Source organism: Amycolatopsis sp. VC5-11, assembly GCF_037034185.1.
GTDB classification, from domain to species: Bacteria; Actinomycetota; Actinomycetes; order Mycobacteriales; family Pseudonocardiaceae; genus Amycolatopsis; species Amycolatopsis nivea.
In genome coordinates this window covers 104762-121939 of sequence record NZ_JBAGKF010000001.1, presented here as the reverse complement: position 1 = coordinate 121939, position 17178 = coordinate 104762, and the positions used below count along the sequence as shown (strand labels likewise).

The 17178-nt window shown below is 68.5% G+C and carries 22 protein-coding genes and 1 tRNA gene; 17 read left to right on the top strand and 6 right to left on the bottom strand.

Annotated elements, in window-relative coordinates; all coding sequences use genetic code 11:
- Positions 1-50: 50 nt before the first annotated feature.
- The 3 genes from otsB to WA670_RS00685 all read right to left on the bottom strand — a co-directional run bounded on the left by otsB (position 51) and on the right by WA670_RS00685 (position 5668).
- A complete protein-coding gene (gene otsB, locus WA670_RS00695; protein WP_167754079.1) occupies positions 51-2585 on the bottom strand; it encodes a trehalose-phosphatase in 2535 nt (844 codons plus the stop codon).
- A gap of 41 nt (positions 2586-2626) precedes the next feature.
- On the bottom strand, positions 2627-4078 hold the full coding sequence (locus WA670_RS00690) for an alpha,alpha-trehalose-phosphate synthase (UDP-forming) (RefSeq protein WP_037808125.1): 1452 nt from the start codon (positions 4076-4078) through the stop codon (positions 2627-2629).
- 84 nt (positions 4079-4162) lie between these two features.
- Positions 4163-5668, bottom strand: coding sequence for a threonine/serine ThrE exporter family protein (locus WA670_RS00685; RefSeq protein WP_037808123.1), 1506 nt, complete (start codon positions 5666-5668; stop codon positions 4163-4165).
- A 209-nt stretch (positions 5669-5877) separates the two neighbouring features.
- Between WA670_RS00685 and WA670_RS00680 the strand changes: the two genes are divergently transcribed.
- Positions 5878-5953: transfer RNA gene (locus WA670_RS00680), tRNA-Thr, on the top strand.
- 35 nt (positions 5954-5988) lie between these two features.
- Here the strand turns inward: WA670_RS00680 and WA670_RS00675 are convergent.
- Positions 5989-7557: a site-specific integrase gene (locus WA670_RS00675; RefSeq protein ID WP_336156670.1), complete on the bottom strand. Its 1569-nt coding sequence runs from the start codon at positions 7555-7557 to the stop codon at positions 5989-5991.
- Positions 7554-8420 (bottom strand): helix-turn-helix domain-containing protein, encoded by an 867-nt coding sequence (locus WA670_RS00670; RefSeq protein ID WP_336156669.1) that lies wholly within the window; start codon positions 8418-8420, stop codon positions 7554-7556. Before WA670_RS00670 ends, WA670_RS00675 begins: the two co-directional genes overlap by 4 nt.
- A 145-nt stretch (positions 8421-8565) precedes the next feature.
- Here WA670_RS00670 and WA670_RS00665 point away from each other — a divergent pair, with 145 nt between their 5' ends.
- From WA670_RS00665 to WA670_RS00615, 11 genes are all read left to right on the top strand, one after another.
- Positions 8566-8811: a DNA-binding protein gene (locus tag WA670_RS00665; RefSeq protein WP_336156668.1), complete on the top strand. Its 246-nt coding sequence runs from the start codon at positions 8566-8568 to the stop codon at positions 8809-8811.
- Between the two features lie 5 nt (positions 8812-8816).
- Entirely contained in the window at positions 8817-9572 is a 756-nt protein-coding gene (locus WA670_RS00660; protein ID WP_336156667.1) for a hypothetical protein, read from the top strand.
- Positions 9569-9805 (top strand): hypothetical protein, encoded by a 237-nt coding sequence (locus WA670_RS00655; protein WP_336156666.1) that lies wholly within the window; start codon positions 9569-9571, stop codon positions 9803-9805. The genes WA670_RS00660 and WA670_RS00655 overlap by 4 nt, the downstream gene beginning before the upstream one ends.
- A gap of 26 nt (positions 9806-9831) precedes the next feature.
- Positions 9832-10362: a hypothetical protein gene (locus WA670_RS00650; RefSeq protein WP_336156665.1), complete on the top strand. Its 531-nt coding sequence runs from the start codon at positions 9832-9834 to the stop codon at positions 10360-10362.
- A gap of 112 nt (positions 10363-10474) precedes the next feature.
- Positions 10475-11029, top strand: coding sequence for a hypothetical protein (locus tag WA670_RS00645; RefSeq protein ID WP_336156664.1), 555 nt, complete (start codon positions 10475-10477; stop codon positions 11027-11029).
- A complete protein-coding gene (locus tag WA670_RS00640) occupies positions 11026-11205 on the top strand; it encodes a hypothetical protein (RefSeq protein WP_336156663.1) in 180 nt (59 codons plus the stop codon). Before WA670_RS00645 ends, WA670_RS00640 begins: the two co-directional genes overlap by 4 nt.
- A 60-nt stretch (positions 11206-11265) precedes the next feature.
- On the top strand, positions 11266-12222 hold the full coding sequence (locus tag WA670_RS00635) for a hypothetical protein (RefSeq protein WP_336156662.1): 957 nt from the start codon (positions 11266-11268) through the stop codon (positions 12220-12222).
- 3 nt (positions 12223-12225) lie between these two features.
- A complete protein-coding gene (locus WA670_RS00630) occupies positions 12226-12960 on the top strand; it encodes an ATP-binding protein (protein WP_336156660.1) in 735 nt (244 codons plus the stop codon).
- A gap of 13 nt (positions 12961-12973) precedes the next feature.
- Positions 12974-13216, top strand: coding sequence for a hypothetical protein (locus WA670_RS00625; protein ID WP_336156659.1), 243 nt, complete (start codon positions 12974-12976; stop codon positions 13214-13216).
- 78 nt (positions 13217-13294) lie between these two features.
- On the top strand, positions 13295-13840 hold the full coding sequence (locus tag WA670_RS00620) for a hypothetical protein (RefSeq protein WP_336156658.1): 546 nt from the start codon (positions 13295-13297) through the stop codon (positions 13838-13840).
- A 174-nt stretch (positions 13841-14014) separates the two neighbouring features.
- Positions 14015-14530: a helix-turn-helix domain-containing protein gene (locus WA670_RS00615; protein ID WP_336156657.1), complete on the top strand. Its 516-nt coding sequence runs from the start codon at positions 14015-14017 to the stop codon at positions 14528-14530.
- A 28-nt stretch (positions 14531-14558) separates the two neighbouring features.
- Here the strand turns inward: WA670_RS00615 and WA670_RS00610 are convergent, their stop codons facing one another.
- Complete coding sequence (locus WA670_RS00610) at positions 14559-14759, bottom strand: hypothetical protein (RefSeq protein ID WP_336156656.1); 201 nt, start codon at positions 14757-14759, stop codon at positions 14559-14561.
- Positions 14760-14816: 57 nt separating this feature from the next.
- Between WA670_RS00610 and WA670_RS00605 the strand changes: the two genes are divergently transcribed.
- The 5 genes from WA670_RS00605 to WA670_RS00585 are packed head-to-tail and all read left to right on the top strand — an operon-like array spanning position 14817 to position 17152.
- A complete protein-coding gene (locus tag WA670_RS00605; RefSeq protein ID WP_336156655.1) occupies positions 14817-15080 on the top strand; it encodes a hypothetical protein in 264 nt (87 codons plus the stop codon).
- Positions 15077-16084: a glycosyltransferase gene (locus WA670_RS00600; protein WP_336156654.1), complete on the top strand. Its 1008-nt coding sequence runs from the start codon at positions 15077-15079 to the stop codon at positions 16082-16084. The genes WA670_RS00605 and WA670_RS00600 overlap by 4 nt, the downstream gene beginning before the upstream one ends.
- Positions 16081-16329: a hypothetical protein gene (locus WA670_RS00595; protein ID WP_336156652.1), complete on the top strand. Its 249-nt coding sequence runs from the start codon at positions 16081-16083 to the stop codon at positions 16327-16329. The genes WA670_RS00600 and WA670_RS00595 overlap by 4 nt, the downstream gene beginning before the upstream one ends.
- Positions 16329-16472 carry a hypothetical protein gene (locus WA670_RS00590; protein ID WP_336156651.1) on the top strand — a complete coding sequence of 48 codons (144 nt, stop codon included), beginning with the start codon at positions 16329-16331 and terminating at the stop codon, positions 16470-16472. Before WA670_RS00595 ends, WA670_RS00590 begins: the two co-directional genes overlap by 1 nt.
- Positions 16469-17152: a galactosyltransferase-related protein gene (locus WA670_RS00585; protein ID WP_336156650.1), complete on the top strand. Its 684-nt coding sequence runs from the start codon at positions 16469-16471 to the stop codon at positions 17150-17152. Before WA670_RS00590 ends, WA670_RS00585 begins: the two co-directional genes overlap by 4 nt.
- Positions 17153-17178 lie beyond the last annotated feature (26 nt).

Here is a 17178-nt window from a genome sequence, read left to right as displayed (position 1 = left end):
GGCGGCCTTCACGGCACTTGTCACCGAGGCGTGCTAACGGGCTTGCCTGATCAAGCCTTCTCGGCAAGGAGATTCGCGCACCGGATGAGGCCGATGTGCGAGTACGCCTGCGGGTGGTTGCCGAGCGAGCGCTCCGCGACCGGGTCGAACTGCTCGGGCAGCAGTCCGGTCGGGCCCGCCGCGTCGACGATCTGCGCGAACAGCTCCTCGGCCTCGTTGCGCCGCCCGGTGCACAGGTACGCCTCGATCAGCCAGGCCGCGCAGATGTGGAAGCCGCCCTCGCCGCCGGGAAGGCCGTCGTCGCGCCGGTAGCGGTACACCGTGGAACCGCTGCGCAGTTCGGCCTCGATCGCCGTCACGGTCTTCTGGAACCGGTCGTCCGCCGGGTCGATGAGGCCGGTGAGGCCCACGAACAGGGACGCCGCGTCGAGGTCGGTGCCGTCGTAGGCGGTGGTGAACGCCTGCACCTCTTCGTTCCAGCCGTGCTCGAGCACGTCGGCCTTGATCTCGTCGCGCAGCGTCGGCCAGGCGCCGGGGACGTCGCGGCCGTACTCGTCGCCGAGCCGCACCGCGCGGTCGATGGTCACCCAGCACATCACCCGCGAGTACACCCGGTGCCGCGGCACGTGCCGCTCTTCCCAGATCCCGTGGTCCGGCTCGTTCCAGCGCCGCGTGACGGCCTCGGCCATCGCGCGCACCATCTGCCAGTCCTCGTCGCGCAGTTCGCCGCGCACCTCCGCCAGCGTCGCGACCAGTTCCACGACCGGGCCGAACACGTCGAGCTGCACCTGGTGGTTGGCGAGGTTGCCGACGCGTACCGGCCGCGAACCGGCGTACCCGGGCAGCGATTCGATGACCGCCTCCGCGCCGATGACGCTTCCGGCCAGCGTGTACAGCGGGTGCAGCCGCTCCGGGCCGGCCAGCGTGGCGAGCACGCCGTGCAGCCACTTCAGGTAGCCCTCGGCCTCCTCGTGCGAACCGAGGTGCACCAGTTCGCGGACGGTCATCGCGGCGTCGCGGATCCAGCAGTAGCGGTAGTCCCAGTTGCGGACCCCGCCGATCTCCTCCGGCAGCGACGACGTCGCGGCGGCCAGCACGCCGCCGGTGTCGGTGTTGACCAGACCGCGCAGGGTCAGCGCGGAGCGGCGCACCAGTTCGGTCTGCACGGTCGGCAGCTTGAGCTTCGCCGCCCAGTCGCTCCAGTACCGGCCCGCCCGGTCCCGGCGGTCCACTTCGGACAGTTCGTGCGCGGCGAGATCCGTGGTGCCGCAGCGCAATTCGAGCACCACCGGCTGCTCCGGCGTCGGCTGGACGAGCGCGGTCGCGGTGTCCTGCAGCCCATCGGAGGCGATCGACCATTCGACGCCCGGCGAGCGCAGCACGAACGGCTCCGACGTGCCCAGCACGCGCAGGCCCTCGGCCTCGGCGACCAGCCGCACCGGCACGCCGCCGAATTCCGGCCGCGGCGCGAACACGACCTGCGCCACCGCCTCGCCGGAGATCACGCGCACGAGGTCGGTGCGGTGCCCGGGGCTTTCCGGCTCGAGATAGTCCGTGACGAGCAGCCGCGACCAGCGCGTCTCGACCGTCATCGTGTTCGGCAGGTACCGCTGGCCGAGCGGGAGCCCGTTGCGGTGCGGTTTGATCGAGAAGTGCCCGGCCCCGGGACCGCCGAGCAGGTCGGCGAACACCGCGGGGGCGTCCGGGCCGGGGTGGCACAGCCAGGTCAGCTTCGCGTCCGGCGTCACCAGCGCGACCGAGCGCTCGTTGGCGAGCAGCGACAGCCGCTCGATCGGCGGCGCGGACTCGCCGTAGAGCCAGTTGCGCCGCTCTTCCAGGAGGAACGCGAGCACCATCGCGACATCGACGGTGTCGGGCACGTGGTACTCGGCGAGCGATTCGCCGTCGCCGACCTTGATGCCGAGGTCCGGACCGGCCAGCCGGGCGAACGCCTTCTCGTCGGTGACGTCGTCGCCGAGGAACACCGCCGCCGTGGCCCCGACCTGGTGGCGCAGGGTGTCCAGCGCGTTGCCCTTGTCGGTCTTCACGACCGCCAGCTCGACGACTTCCTTGCCGTCGGTGGTCGTGACGCCTTCCCACTTCGACGGGCCTTCGTGCACGTCCGAGAGGACGCGCCGGCCCGCGTTGTGCTCGGCGCGGCGCACGTGCACCGCGATGCTCGCCGGCTTGACCTCGAGCGACACCCCGGGCACGTCGAGCACCAGCTGTTCCAGCTCGTGTTCGAGCCGCCGGTGCAGTGCCTTCGCGTCCTCGTCGAGCGCGTGGATGAAGCCGATGTCGAACTCGGACCCGTGGCTGCCGACCAGGTTGACCTCGGACGGCAGCCGCGACAGCGTCGCGAGGTCCCGAAGAGCCCGGCCGGAGATCACGGCGGTGGTCGTTTCGTGCAGGCCGGCGAGCGATCTCAACGCGCCGACGGACTCGGGCAGCGGCCGCGCCTCGTCCGGGTTCGCGGTGATGGGGGCCAACGTGCCGTCGTAGTCGCAGGCGACCAGCAGGCGCGGGGTACGGGCGATCTGCACGATCGCGCGCCGTAGCTCCGCGGGCAACGCCTCGGCGGTCAACACTCCTCCTCAGGAGGTCCAGCGCGGTACGGGGGAGGGGGTCAGTCGGCCGGTTCGGCACCCAGCGCCTGGAGGAACGAACGCGCCCACCGGTCGACGTCGTGGGTGAGGACCTGGCGACGCATGGCGCGCATCCTGCGTCGGCCCTCGGCGGGGTCGAGCGTAATGGCAGCCTCCAACGCGTTCTTCACCCCGTCCAGATCGTGCGGGTTGACGAGGAAAGCGCTGGTCAGTTCGGCCGCGGCGCCGGCGAACTCGCTGAGCACCAGCGCGCCGCCGAGATCGGGGCGGCACGCGACGTACTCCTTGCAGACGAGATTCATCCCGTCGCGCAGCGGAGTCACCACCATGACGTCGGCCGCGGAGAAGAAGGCGGCCAGCTCGGTGCGGTTCACGGATTGGTGCAAATAGTGCACGACCGGGTGGCCGACGCGGGCGAACTCGCCGTTGATCCGGCCGACCATCTGCTCGATCTCGCCGCGCATCCGCTGGTAGTGCTCGACGCGTTCGCGGCTCGGCGTGGCCAGCTGCACGAACGTGACGTCGCCGGGTTCGAGGCGGCCCTCGTGCAGCAGTTCGTGCAGGGCCTGCAGCCGCAGGTCGATGCCCTTGGTGTAGTCGAGCCGGTCGACGCCGAGCAGCACCGTCTTGGGGTTGCCGAGGTCGCGGCGGATCTGCTTGGTCCGCTCGACGACGCCCTTGCTGCGGGCGAGCGAGTCGAGGCCCGCCGCGTCGATGGAGATCGGGAACGCGCCGACGCGCACCGTGCGGTCGCCGACCTGCACCATGCCCGGCCGGGACCGGACGCCGACCGCGCCGCGGGTGGGTTCGAGGCCGACCAGCTGCCGGGCCAGCCACAGGAAGTTCTGCGCGCCGCCGGGCCGGTGGAAGCCGATCAGGTCCGCGCCGATCAGGCCGCGCACGATCTCCGCGCGCCACGGCAGCTGCATGAACAGCTCGACCGGCGGGAACGGGATGTGCAGGAAGAAGCCGATGCGCAGGTCGGGCCGCAGCTCGCGGAGCATCCGGGGCACCAGTTGCAGCTGGTAGTCCTGGATCCACACGGTCGCCCCCTGCGCGGCGACGGCGGCGCTGGCCTCGGCGAAGCGGCGGTTGACCTTCACGTAGCTGTCCCACCAGGACCGGTCGAAAACCGGCCGTTCGACGACGTCGTGGTACAGCGGCCAGAGCGTGGCGTTGGAGAAGCCCTCGTAGTAGTCGCGGACCTCGGCCGAGCTGAGCGACACCGGGTGCAGGACGAGCCCGTCGTCGTCGAACTCGTCCACGTCGACGTCCGGCACGCCCGGCCAGCCGACCCACGCGCCCTTGCGGGAGCGAAGGAACGGTTCGAGTGCCGAAACGAGTCCGCCCGGGCTGGCGGTCCAGCGTTGTTCCCCGTCCGCGGTCCGTTCGAGGTCGACGGGCAGCCGGTTGGCCACCACGACGAAATCCGCGGACGGTCCGCTGTTCCGGTCGGCAATCGCGTCAGTCACTCCAGCTGCTCCCTCGTCCTCGGCGGGTCGCGGCCCCAAGAGAAACCCTAGCGCGCGAGGAGTGACCGGCCGGTGACCAACTGGTTACTCCAAACGCCGTTCGGTCGGTTCCATCGGCCCGGCGAGCCGGGGTCCGGAGAGCTTCCGCTCGAGCCTGCCGAGGCCGGTGCGGACCGGCTGGGCGAGGTATTCGCCCAGTACAACGCCCGCCGCGAGGGCGAGCCCGATGGCGACCGCGGTCATCAGGGTCGAGATGTTCCCGCCTGGCGAAACCGCTAATTGGTATAGACCACGATAGGTGGAGAGACCGGGCAGCAGCGGAGTGATCCCGGACACGGCGACCACGAGCGGAGTAACTTTCAGCCGCCGCGCCATCACGCCGCCGCAGAACCCGACGAGCGTCGCCGCGACCGCCGAAGCGCTCACCGCGTCGAGCGTCGCGATGATCAACGCGCCGTACACGAGCGCACCGATCGCGCCCGCCGCGGCGGCGACGAGCATCGCGCGCAGCTTCGAGTACGAGGCGAGCGCGAAGCAGGCGGCCGCGCCGGCCCCGCCGACGACGATGATCGGCAAGTGCTGCGCGGTCGAGGCGGGGACGTCGGGCAACGGCGTGCGCGGCAGTTCGAGCATCACCGCGAGCCGCAGCGCGAGCACGACGCCCGCGATCAGCCCGGCACTCATCAACGCGGTTTCCATCGTGCGGCCGGACGCGGTGACGTAATAGCCGGTGATCCCGTCCTGCACCGCGGAAACCGTGGAGAGCCCGGACAGCAGCACGGTGACCGCCGCCGCGACCACCAGCGTCGGCCGGTCGGTGGTCAGGATGTTGCTGCTGACTATGACCATCGCCGACAGCGTCGCGAACAGCCCGCCGACCACCTGCTGGAAGAAGAACGGCAGGTTGACCTTGTTGAGCAGCCTGCCGATTCGGTCGACCGCGGCGGAGATGACCATCGCGACGAGCGCGATGTCGAGGCCCCCGCCGAGCAGCAGCGTGATGAACCCGGCCAGCCCGCCCCAGGCGGCGGTCGCGGTCCAGCGCGCGTACGGGTGCGGCGCGGAGGTGATCCGGTCCAGTTCGGTGACCGCTTCCTCCGCCCCGGTGTTGCCGCGGACGATCTGGCGCACGAGCGCCTCGGTCTCGGTCAGCCGGGTGTAGTCGAGGCTGCGCGAACGGACCACTCGCAACGCGGTCACCGGCGCGAGGTCGGTCCCCCGGTGACAGGTGACGGTGATCGACGTGAAGATGACGTCGACCTCGCAGTGCGGCAGCCCGAGCGCGGAGGTGAGCGCGAGAATGGTCGCGGTGACGTCGGAAGCCCCGGCGCCGCTGGCCATCTGCACTTCGCCGATCCGCAGCGTGAGATCCAGGACGAAGTTGACGGTCGCGTCGTCCGGCGGCTTGGGACCGATCGCCTCCTCGGACTCGACCGCGGGCTGTTCGGCGGTCGGAGCCTCGAGAATGTGCCAAGCGCGCCGGCGCAGCAGATTCGGCCGATGCCGCTGGTTGGAGCGCGGGTGCGGAGGCTCGAGAATCGGCCACCGTCTGCGCGCAGCCCCCTGGCCGGCACGCTCGTTGATCTTCATGATCGATCCCCACCTCCTCGTTCGTTCCCGGGGACCATCGGCCGTACCGCCCCAGCTGTTGCAGTGGTGTCCGACACACCTGCCACCGATCGTGCCGCATGGGGTTGGATCTTGCCTATTTCCGGTGCTGACCTGGGAGTTAGGGCGGGTTGTCCGGCTGCGGCGGAAGCGGCCCGATATACTTTTGGCGCGCCCGTCGCCGGGTGCGTGCCGGTATAGCTCAGTTGGTAGAGCATCTGTCTTGTAAACAGAAGGTCAGGGGTTCGAACCCCCTTGCCGGCTCCACGGCAGAACCCCGCTGAACAGCGGGTTAGCGCGAATTAGCTCGTTCGGCGAGCGTTCAAATCGGTCGGTTCAGTGCCCGGGTTGCGCGCAGGTTGCGCGGATGCGCCGCGCCGAGGCACCACGGACACCGCAGCCTCGGCCGCCGCCTGCGACATCTGCGGCAGCACGCTGGAGTACACGTCGCTGGTGAGTGCGATCGACGCGTGTCCGAGCGTCTCCTGCACGACCTTCATCGAGACATCCGCGAGCAGCATCAGCGTGGCCGCGACATGGCGAAGGTCGTGCAGTCGCACCGGCGGGAGCCCCGCGGCCTCGACGTGTCGGGCGAACTCGTCACCGATCCACGACGGCCGCAGCGCCGACCCGTCCGGGCGCGTGAATACCCTCCCGGAGTCCACCCACGCCGGGCCGAGTCGCAGCCGCTCGCGGGTCTGCCGCACCCGGTGCTCGCGGAGGAGTTGCATCCCGGTCGCGTCCATGCCGAACCGCCGATTGCTCTCTTCCGACTTCGGCTCGCCCTCCTCGACCTCGTAGGCGACCTCGGTGAGCTGGGTCAGGATCTCGACTTCGCTTGTCGCGTCGTGCACTTCCGTCCAGCTGAGGCCGGCGACTTCGCCGCGTCGCGGTCCGCGGTAGAGGAACAGGTGCCACATCGGCAGTTGTTCGGGGGCCTCGACCTCGACGTAGTCGAGGAACACGCCGGCGTGTTCCGGCATCCACACCATCACCGGCCCGGGCCGGAGTCCCGTCTCCCGCCATTTCTCGACGCGTGCGGGCGTCCACACCATTGGCTTGTGCTTTTTCGCGGACACTTTCACGTGGGTCGCCGGGTTGAACGTCAGCCCCTGCTGGGGGTTCATCCCGTCGTTGTATGCCTTCCGCAGCGTGGCGATGATCCGCTGCTGCGTCGACTTCCCGACGGTCCTGCGGTACGGCGGCAGCGCGGCCAGTTGCTCGCGCAGCTCCCGCTTCTTAGCGCGCGAAGGCGTCTCCCGAATCAACTGAGTCAGGAAGGTTCGGTCCGCGTTGTTCTGACGGATGCGCTCGTTGTCGTCCTCGATCTCGGCCAGCATCTCCGTGAGGTGCGCGACGCTGAGCCGGTTCTTCGGGCGCTTGCCGATCTTCGGTACGAGGTAGTTGTCGATGTGACCCTCGTACAGGACGCGCGTTGCGCGACGTACCCCGATGGTCGGCAGCCACGCCCGCAGATAGTCGGCCACTGTGGCCTTGTCAGTGAGCGACAAGCTGGCGGCCAGCAGAGTCCGCACTGAGTCGGTGCTGGGCAGCGGCTCTCCCCGGCCGAGGCTGAGCAGCAGTTCGACGACCTTCTCGGTGTCGACCTCGTCCTGCGCGAGGTTCAGCAGCTCGCGCGCGCGGTCGAGGTCGTCCTGCGCGCCCGGCTCCAATGCGCCTGCAGCTGCGGTTTTCACCGCGTACCCGCTGCGGCGGAACGCGCGCCGCTTGCCGTCTGGCCCGGCCGGAAGCTCCAGGTTGAGCTTCCACACGCCGTGCTTGCGGTTTCTCAGCTTCGGGCAGCGTGCGCCGAGGTCTTTGCCGTTTTCGTCGCGGCATCTGCAGTGTCTGCTAATTCCGCCTGCGGTCATTCGGAGTCCTTTCTTTTGCTGGTTCCAAATATGTCGCGATTTACGCTTGCTTGGATTTCCTCACCTGCCATTACTGTCTGTAGGTATGCGGAGCCGGACTTGTCGGAAGGGTTATTCTTATAGTCTTCGGATGTCTTCTTTTCGAGGTAGTCGAGGGCGGGGGGGAGAACCGGTGGGGCCCAGCCGTTATCTTTCATTTCTTCTCGGACTTGAACGATGGATTCGTCAAGTTTTTGAATCTCTCCGAGTAGGTAATCGCGGTTCGCCTCAGTTAAGGCTTTGACCTGTGGGTCTGTCGCCTGGTTGATCTCATTCATGATGTCGACGATCTGATTTCCGTAGCCGTTGCGCACAAGTAGCATGTTTGCGTGCAGTCGGATCTGGCTGATTGGCTCAGCTGCGGCGAATAGTCGATCACGCTTCTCGACGTATTCCTCCATTGTCTCATCGCTGGTTTCGGCGACGTTTGGCATGAGTTCGTCACCCGGGAACCAGGTGAATATAAAGTAACTTGCGGTGGCTACTTTTGGTGTAATTTCGACCCCGTGGCCATCTGGGTACGGCGACAGAAGGATTAACGGGGGAACGTCCAATGCTAACGCGAGAACTGCAAGTTCGTCGACGCTGACTGTTCGTCGCCGTTTTCCTTCCTTGCGCCGCCCGCTTTCGATGTTGGTAATTGCCGCATGTGTCAACTCTGGCATGCCGAGGCGCGCACACTCTTCCGCCAGTCGCTCGCGGTTCCAGCCTCGTCGTTGTCGCCAGGCTGTGACCTGTTCGCCGACTGTGTCGCTCAACACGTTCTTCGACCTCCTGGTGTAGCGCCATGTCGTACCGAGTCGTACCGCGTCGTATCGGATCATACCTACACGATGCTCGTGGCCGCGACACGCGGAACGTGCCGACTTGACAACCTGAACGTTGGTGACGCATCGTACGTCCAGGTGATCCGATCTGCCGCCGTATGGGGGAAAAACGGGTCGGATCGACACGATGGGAGCAGTAGGCGTGGCTAGAGCAGTCGAACCGCCGCAACTGGACGAAATCAGAACCTGGGGAGCGACCACCGACATCGTTAGCGCTGGCACGGTGTTCGGCCTCGGTCGTACCAAGAGCTACGAGCTGGCGCAGAGCGATGAGTTCCCCGTGCGCGTGATCCGGATCGGCAAGGCGTACCGCGTCGTCGTCGCCGACCTGATCGCGTTCTTGGAGGGGGCCGACCTGCTCACGGCAGCGCCCGCAGAAGTGGCGTGATCGCCATGTTGCACACCGAAATGAAGGACCACCCGGCCCAGCTTGCAGGCACGACCGGGCGGCCCGTCGAGACGAACACCCTGGAGAACAGCATGTTCGACACCGAATTTACCGCATTACCACCTGAGCGGCTTAGTGGTGAGCCCGAGGACGAGGGCTACACCTGGCTTCAATACCTGCGCAGCGAGATCAATGCTGTGCGGGCGCAGGTCCGGCTGGCGCTGGTGTCGAAGCGGCAGCGTCGGCTTCCGCTGCACCGCCAGCGTGCGGTGCGCCGGGCGCTGCGGCTGATCGAGGCGGCCGAGTGGGCGCACGGTGTGCAGGTCTACGACGTGCTCGACCAGTTCACGCGGCTGGAGAAGCGGTTCGGGGTGAGTGCGGTGCGCGACGCGATCGCGGCCTACGAGCGGTTCCCGCGGCCGGTGTGCGAAGCCTACGACGATCGGGCCGACGAGCACTTGAAGGCGGTGGCCCGGATGAGCATGGATTTGCGGGTGCCGTCGCGGTTTGGGATCCGGACGCGGGTGGTGTCGGCGGATCCGGTGACGAACCGGCCGGATCTGGAGATCGCGGACCTTGAGGAGTTTCTGGCCCGGAAGCACAAGCCCGAGGCACCCGATGAGGTGTCGGTGGACTTGATCCGGCAGTACGCGGAGCTGATCGAGCGGGTCGAGTCGGGTGCCGTGCCGGTTAGCGAAACGCGTGCCGAGCTGGCGCGCATTCGCGGCGAGGAAGCCCCTGCGGCGGAGGGGGCCAAGTGAGCGCGCCGACGACCCTGGACCTGGGACGGCAGTTGCTCGACGACCCGGATGCGTGGAGCACCGGACTCAACGACCTGCGGACCGAAGCGTTCATCGAGTACATCGTCACGTCGATCTCGGGCGCATGGGAGATCGACGGCACGCTGTCGACGGACGAGCTGCACGGGCGGGTGCACTCGGCGATCGAGCGTCGCCTGGACGCGCTCATCGCCGACGAGGCGGTGGACCGGTGAACGAACCTACGCTTTTCTTCCCGGGCATGGCGGCCGAACCCCCCTCGTCGACCGCCGTCCCTCCCGTCTACACCGTGTCCCGTCTGCAGCAGCTCGTGACCGCCGACCTAGCTGGACTGCGCGCGGGAACGCTCGCCCCCGGCGAGGCCGCCGACCGGATCGAAGCGACGGTCGCGTCGTTCGCCGCAGAGCGAGAGGCCGCGACCGCGCGGCTCATGGCGGAAGTCACCGCCGACGCAGAAGGCAAGGTGGCGGCTGATCCGGCGCTCACCTCGGCGCGTGCCGCGCGGCTGGTCGAGCCGCGCACCGGTAACCAGCGCGGCCGGATCCTCACGTTCATCGTCGAGTCCGGTGCGGGCAGCACCGATTACGAGATTGAGCGAGACCTGCGGATCATGGGCAACTCGGTTCGGCCGCGCAGGCTCGAGTTGGTCGAAGGCGGCTATCTCGCCGACTCCGGCAAGACCCGACAGCACCGCGGATCCGAGTGGGTCGTGTGGTCCGCGACTGACGCTGGCCGAGCCTGGTACGCGCGCACCCAGGGAGGTGCGGCGTGAGCCTGCTTACCGCGCTCGTCTGGCTTGCTGGCGCGTTCGGTGTCGGTCTTTTCCTCGGGCTGGCATGGCGCCCGGCCCGCCCGTCCCGCGAGTCCAGAAAGGACGGTCGAGCATGACCGCCATCCCCACCGCGCGCCCCACGCGCGACGAGGTCTACGCCGATTACGCCCGTGAGTTCCCGGTCTGGGCCGCCTATCACGACGCTGTCCAGACTCACGGCTCCCGACCGGTCGACCTGCCGATCACCGAGCCTTTCGACGGCGGCATCGTCCAGGATGCCGCCGCGCAGCTCGCGTTGCGGCAGATCGGGCACCCCGGTGCCGACGACAAGCTGACCGTCGCGGCCACTGTCGCCTACGTGAAGCGGCTCGACGAGGAATTCGAGTCCCAGTGCCCGCCGCGGGAGCGGACGATGTCCGACGCCGTAATCGACGCCTACTACCCGCTGACGGGCTCGATTCCGACCGTCGAGGACTGGAACGCGCAGTCCGATCTCGACCAGCTGGCACAAGCCGAGGAGCTGATCGAACGCCTCAGCCCCGGGCTGCTGCGCGAGGCGGTGCGTATCGCGATGCCGGCCATCCTCGCCCGCGTGATCGCCGAGGACGCCCGCCGGATCGGGCGTGCTCGCCTCGGCCTCGTCGTTGCGCCGGAGGTGACCCGGTGACCGCACTCGCATGGTTCGCCGTCGTCGCGCCGCCCGCCTGCACTGCGCTCGGCATGATCGTCGGCCGGAGGTTCCCGAGCATGGCCGTGCTGCGTCGCCACGACGCTGCGGTGCTCGTCGAGTTCGACAAGCAGCTCGCCGACCGTGCGCGCCGGATCCTCAACGACCGCAGCTGACCCACCGTGTGGGGCTGGGCTTCGGTCCGGCCCCACACGGGACCGCGAAAGGCACTACCCGTGGCACGTGAACAGGCCAACGTCCGGCTGTCCATCTGGACAGACCCGGATTTCCGCGCGCTCAGCGTCGAGGCGCAACACCTCTACCTCCTCATCCTGACCTCGCCGTCGCTCAGCTACGCAGGGGTGGCCGACTGGCGGCCGAAGCGGATCGCGGCACTCGCGGCCGGCTGGGTCGCGGGCGCCGTCGAGACGGCCGCCGCCGAGCTGCAGGCCGCGATGTTCCTCGTCATCGACGAGGACACCGACGAAGCTCTCGTGCGCAGTTTTCTGCGCCACGACGGCCTGATGGCCCGCGAGTTCATGGCGACCGCGGCCGCAAAGGCGTACGAGGGTGTCGCGTCCGCGCGCATCCGAGGCGTGATCGTCCACGAGCTGCAGCGGCTGCGCCGCGACGAACCGAGCCTCCTTGGATGGAACTCGAAAAGGCTCCTGGCCGTACTCAAAGACCCTTCGGTTGATCCGTCCGAAATGGACCCGCCAGAGGCATCCGCAATGCCATTGGACAAGGCATCGGCCGAGCCATTGCCGTTGCCGATTGTCGAGGCATCGGGAGAAGAGCCCCCTACTACCTCTACTACTACCTCTACTACTTCTACCTCTACAAACTACGCCGATTCCGGCGACGCTCGCGCGTCCGAGAACAAGCCCGCGGCCTACTCCGAGAGCTTCGAAGCCGCGTGGGTCGCATACGGCCGCAAGGGCGGAAAGCGCACCGCCTACGCCGAGTGGCAGCGCGCGATCAAGCGCGCGGATCCGGCAGTGATCACTCAGGCGATTCCCGCCTACGTCGCGGCCACCACCCGAGAGCCGAAGTACCGCAAAGACTTCGAGCGCTGGCTCAAGGGCGACCTGTGGGAATCCGCCGTCGTCCCGGATCAGCCAGCCGCCAATGGCGGCCACCGAACCTTCCGCAACCCGGCCGACCAATCGGCCTACGACCAACCCCTGGGGTGACCCATGACGACCAACCAGCCCCGACGACTCGCCGACACCCTCGCCGAATGGGAAAACCAGCAACGCGCCCAATGGGAAGCCGCAGACACGCCGCTCACCTTCGACGCGTGGAAGCAGCAGCAGCGCGCACAGCGAGAGATCGAAGCCGAAGCCCGCATCGCCGCCGAAGAACGCGCCGCCGCCGCGCGACGCATCCGCGCCCACTTCGAGCGGAACGTGCCCTACCGGTACCTCGACGCCAGCACGGACCACGCGGACCTGCTCTCCTGGGCAGGCTCGCTCGCCGAGGCGAACACCAGCAACGGCTACCTGCGCGGCCGGAGCATCCTGCTCGTCGGCCCGACCGGCGTCGGCAAAACCCACGCCGCGTTCGGCGCGCTCTACCGGTACGTCCAAGACGGCGGACACTGCCGACCCACCATCGTCACCGCCGCCGACCTCTACGCCCAGCTCCGGCCCCGCCCCGGCCGCGACTCCGAAGAACTCTTCGAGCAGCACGCCCGCGCGAACCTGCTCTTCGTCGACGACCTCGGCGCCGCGAAATCCTCGGAATGGGTCGAGGAGATCAACTACCGGCTCGTCAACCACCGGTACGAACAGCAACTCCCGACCCTGATCACGAGCAACGTCCCGCCCGCCGAACTCGGCACCATCCTCGGCGACCGCGTCGCCTCCCGGCTCACCGAGATGTGCACCACCGTCGTCCTCAAAGGACACGACCGCCGCCGCGCCGCCTGAACGGAGAACCGCCATGCGCGAATCCATGCCCGGCCGCCCCGCGGCCCAGCGCGAGCAGTACCAGCCCGACGAGACCCGGCCGCCATCCGAACTCGACCGACTCTACGACCGTGCCGCGATCTTCCGGCAAATGATGATCGACAACCCGCCCGAACCGCCCGACGAATTCGCCCTCGCCGCCAGCAAGGTCATCGACCGCGAGGAGCGCCATCGCGGACCCGAATGGCACCGGGCCCGGATGGCACTCGGCGGCTGAATGTTCTTGCCGCTGCCTTCTTGCCAACTCCTTACGCTGTAAAGTGATCGGCGAGGGTTGTTTCGGTAGGGAGGCAGCGTGCAAGCATCCGAGGTTGTTGACCTGCTCGGCCACGTCGTCCGACGCGAGGCCGTCACCCGCAAACCGGGCGTGATCGGCACCAAATCAGGGTTCCGCTCCCGGCCGCCGATCGACCTCGACGCGCTGGAGTTGCGCGACCGGCTCGCATGGGCTGCGGGCTCGGAGTATGTCGAGCTGGAGGAGTTGGCAATGGAGCGCATCGAGCGCCCGGCGCGGGTCCCACTCGGCCTGTGTACGTGCGGCGAAGCCGTCCATTGCGAGTTCGACCGCGTGGCCGGCCAGTGCGGAGGCTGCGGAGAGTGGCTGTCGCGCGCCGAGTCGGTGCACGCGGCCCGCGAGTACGTCGAGACGACGTGGCTGACGGCTGCCGAGATCGAGGACGAGACCCGCGGCTGGGGCGAGCCGGTCAAGGCGGCGCGGGTGCGGCAGTGGCGCTGTCGCGGGCAGATCGTGCCGGATGAGCACGGCCGGTTCCTGCTGGCTGACGTGCTGGGCATGATCGATGTGACGACCGTGTTTGACGACCGTGCCGAGGTTGCCTAACATTTGTTCTGTCACGCGTGTGACAAGTCGAGGCGGAGCTGTCTCCGCAGAACCCCACCAGACCACAGGGTCGGTGGGGTTCTCTCATCTCCGGTCGAGCGCGGCGCAGCGTGCACCTACCTCGCGCCTGCGCCGCGCTCCCGGATCCACGGTGCGGAAGGGCGGTGACCCGTCATGCCCGACGCCGGCCAGAACCACGCGAACCGCGCCCAGCAGGCCGAGCGCCGCGCCGAGGCGTACCGGCTCAAGCTCCGCGGCTACTCGGACCGCGCCGCCGGGGAGAAGCTCGGTGTCTCGCACACCACGATCCAGAACTGGACCAAGCAGGAAGCCGACGAGGTCGTGCTGCCGCTCGCAGCGGAGTACCGGAAGGTCCAGCTGGAACGGCTCGGCGAGATGCGGCAGGCCGCGCTCGCGGTGCTGGAGCGCTACCACGTCACGGTCTCCAACGGTCGCGTCGTCGAACTCGACGGTGTCCCGGTCGAGGACGACGCGCCGCAGCTGGCCGCGATCGACCGGCTGCTGCGGATCGAAGAGCGGATCGCGAAGCTGCTCGGCCTCGACGCGCCCACCCGCGCGGAAGTCGAAGCCCGGGTCGAGCCGAAACCGGACGGACTGATCGACCTGATCAAGCGTGCCAGGCAGCAGACGGAGGAAGACGAGGCCCGGCTGACCGAAGGGCCGCCGTGACAGCCGGTGCGACCACGGCGGCGAGCGGTCAGAAGAGCTTGATCACCAGCGGCACGCCAGGCGAGATCAGCAGCTCTACCTCGTTGCTGCCATTCGGTGCACCGACGATCTCGGCGGACAACCAGAACGGGCCCTGGCTCAGCTTCTCCTTGATGTCGTCTTGGGCGTGCGCTGGGTTGATCGCGTCGTGCACACGGTAGTCGACGCCTGCGTAAGTGATGTTGACCATGCTTCGTAGTCGTGAGCTCGCGCTTCGCCGTTTCAACTCGCTGATCACGATCGGGGGGTGGCTCGCATGGCTGGCGCGATGCCCGCGCGGCTGCAGGCGTACTGGCTCGGCGAAGGGCTGGCCCGCTGGGCGGCGACGGCGACGCCGTACCGCTCGCTCGTGGCTGCGCTGCTCAAGGAGGGCGTGCCCGAGCGCCAGGTGCACGGTGCCGCGGCCCGGCTTTACCACAAGCACTTCGGGCGCTGGCCCGGCAAGCACGACGGCGCACCGACCGCCGGCGAGCAGATCGCCGCACGACACGGGAGAGGGCGGCGCGCGTGAAGATCTTCTACTGGCTGGCCGACTACTCCGGCTGCGGCTACTACCGCTGCCTTCTGCCCGGGGTCGAGCTGGCGAAGCGCGGACACGACGTGATGGCCGACGGCCGCGTGGTGCCCGACGAGGCGAAGAACGGCGAGTGCGACGTGATCGTGGGCCAGCGCGTGTGCACCGTGGGTGCGTCGCACACGTGGCAGAAGCTCGCGCGCGCCGGGCATACCCGGCTGGTGTTCGAGACCGACGATCTGCTGTCCGAAGTGGACCCGTCGAACCGGCAGGCGCACCGCTTCTACGACGAGGAGAGGGTGCGCCGGTACCACGAGAACATGGCCGTGGCCGACGTGATCACCGTGACGACGGACCGGCTCGCCGAGCACGCGCGCACCATCAACCGCACCGCGGCGATTCACGTGCTGCCCAACCAGATCCCGGGATGGCTGCTCGACCACGAGCGCCCGAAGACCGGCGACCTGGTGACGATCGGCTGGCGCGGCGGACTGAGCCACGGAAGGGACTTCGGCGAGCTGGCCAAGCCGCTGCGCCGGTTCCTGCAGCACCCGGACAACCGCGACCGCGCGGAGTTCCACGCGATGGGCGCGCCGTACCACGAGCGCGTCGCCACGCGGCACGGCCGGACCCGGTGGACCGGCTGGCACGAGGCGGTCGGCGACTTCCTGCGCGCGGTCGACTTCGATCTGGCGGTAATCCCGTTGCGGCCCAGCCGGTTCAACGAGGCGAAGTCGGACCTGGCGCTGGTCGAGATGTCCGCGCTCGGGATCCCGGCGATCGTCTCGGACTTCCCCGGCTCGCCGTACCGCGTGCTCAATGGCTACGCGGCTCCGGTCGCCCACCTGGCCTCGCGGGCGAGCGATTGGACGGACCATCTGCGCTACCTCGTGAACGACGCCGAGGCGCGCGAACAGCTGGGCAAGCAGGCCAAGGAATGGGCCGCTGGCCGAACGATCGAAGGCAACGCACATCGGTGGGAAGAGGCGTACAGCTCATGATCAGCAAGTTCAGCGACCTCACAGAGGCCGAGCGGAAGTACCTCGCGGCGGCCGCCACCGAAGAGTCGCAGCGGCACGACGAGCTGACCCGTCGCCCGGGGATGACCCTGGACGAGCAGTACCGGCTCTGCGCGCGCTGGCGGGAGATCGCCGACGCGATCGCGCACGGCGGCAAGCAGCCGCACCGCGTCGAGCCGGGCCGGTGGACCGCTCTGCCGGACGCAGGAAACGGGGGCTACTGCTGATGAAGCGTGTTCGATGGCAGCCGTACCCGCATGAGCCGTTGTTCGGCTGGGCCGACGACCACCCGGTCTGGGCGTGCGTGTTCGTCGTGGCGTGCATCGTGGGCGTGAGCCTGCTGGCCACGTGGTCAGGGATGCAGTCGTGAGCGCCGTGATTGTGCCGTGGGGCACCGACAACGGGCCGCGCGAGCGGGTGTGGACCCGCGTGCGGAAGCTGTGGGAGCAGACCGACTGCGACCTGATCGTGGCCGCTGACCCGCTGTTCGGCAAGGTTCGTGAAGCCGAGTACTTGGTGCCGGATGGTCCGATGTGGACGAACGTGCACCGGTTCAGCGTGGCGCGTGCGGTCAACAACGCCGTGCGCGTGGCGCCGCCGGAGTACGACAAGTTCGTGACCTTCGGTGCGGACTTCCTGCCGTGCCCCACGACAGTTCGGTGGGCAGCGAGCGAACTGGACCGCCAGCCGTGGACGCTGCTGTTCGATCGCGGCGTCGACTTGGACCAGGCGCGGACCGACGAGTTCGTGGACACCGGCGCGGTGCGGGGGCTCCGGGACTTCCCGCACCAGATCTTCACAAGCCCGTGCGTCGGCCCGATCGCATTCAGCCGCGCGACCTTCGAGAAGGTCGGCGGGTTCGATGAGCGCTATGAGGGCTGGGGCTACGAAGACGTGGACCTCTGGTATCGCCTGCAGCGCGACACTCCGCGCACCGCGGCGCAGAACTACCCGGGCACGCCGCTCGTGCAGTTCTGGCATCCGACCGAGCATCACGATCTGTCGCAGGCGAACCCGAACGTCCGGCTGTTCGCCGAGACCTGGGGCTGAGCGGCTGCCCGGCGGAGTCGGGTAGA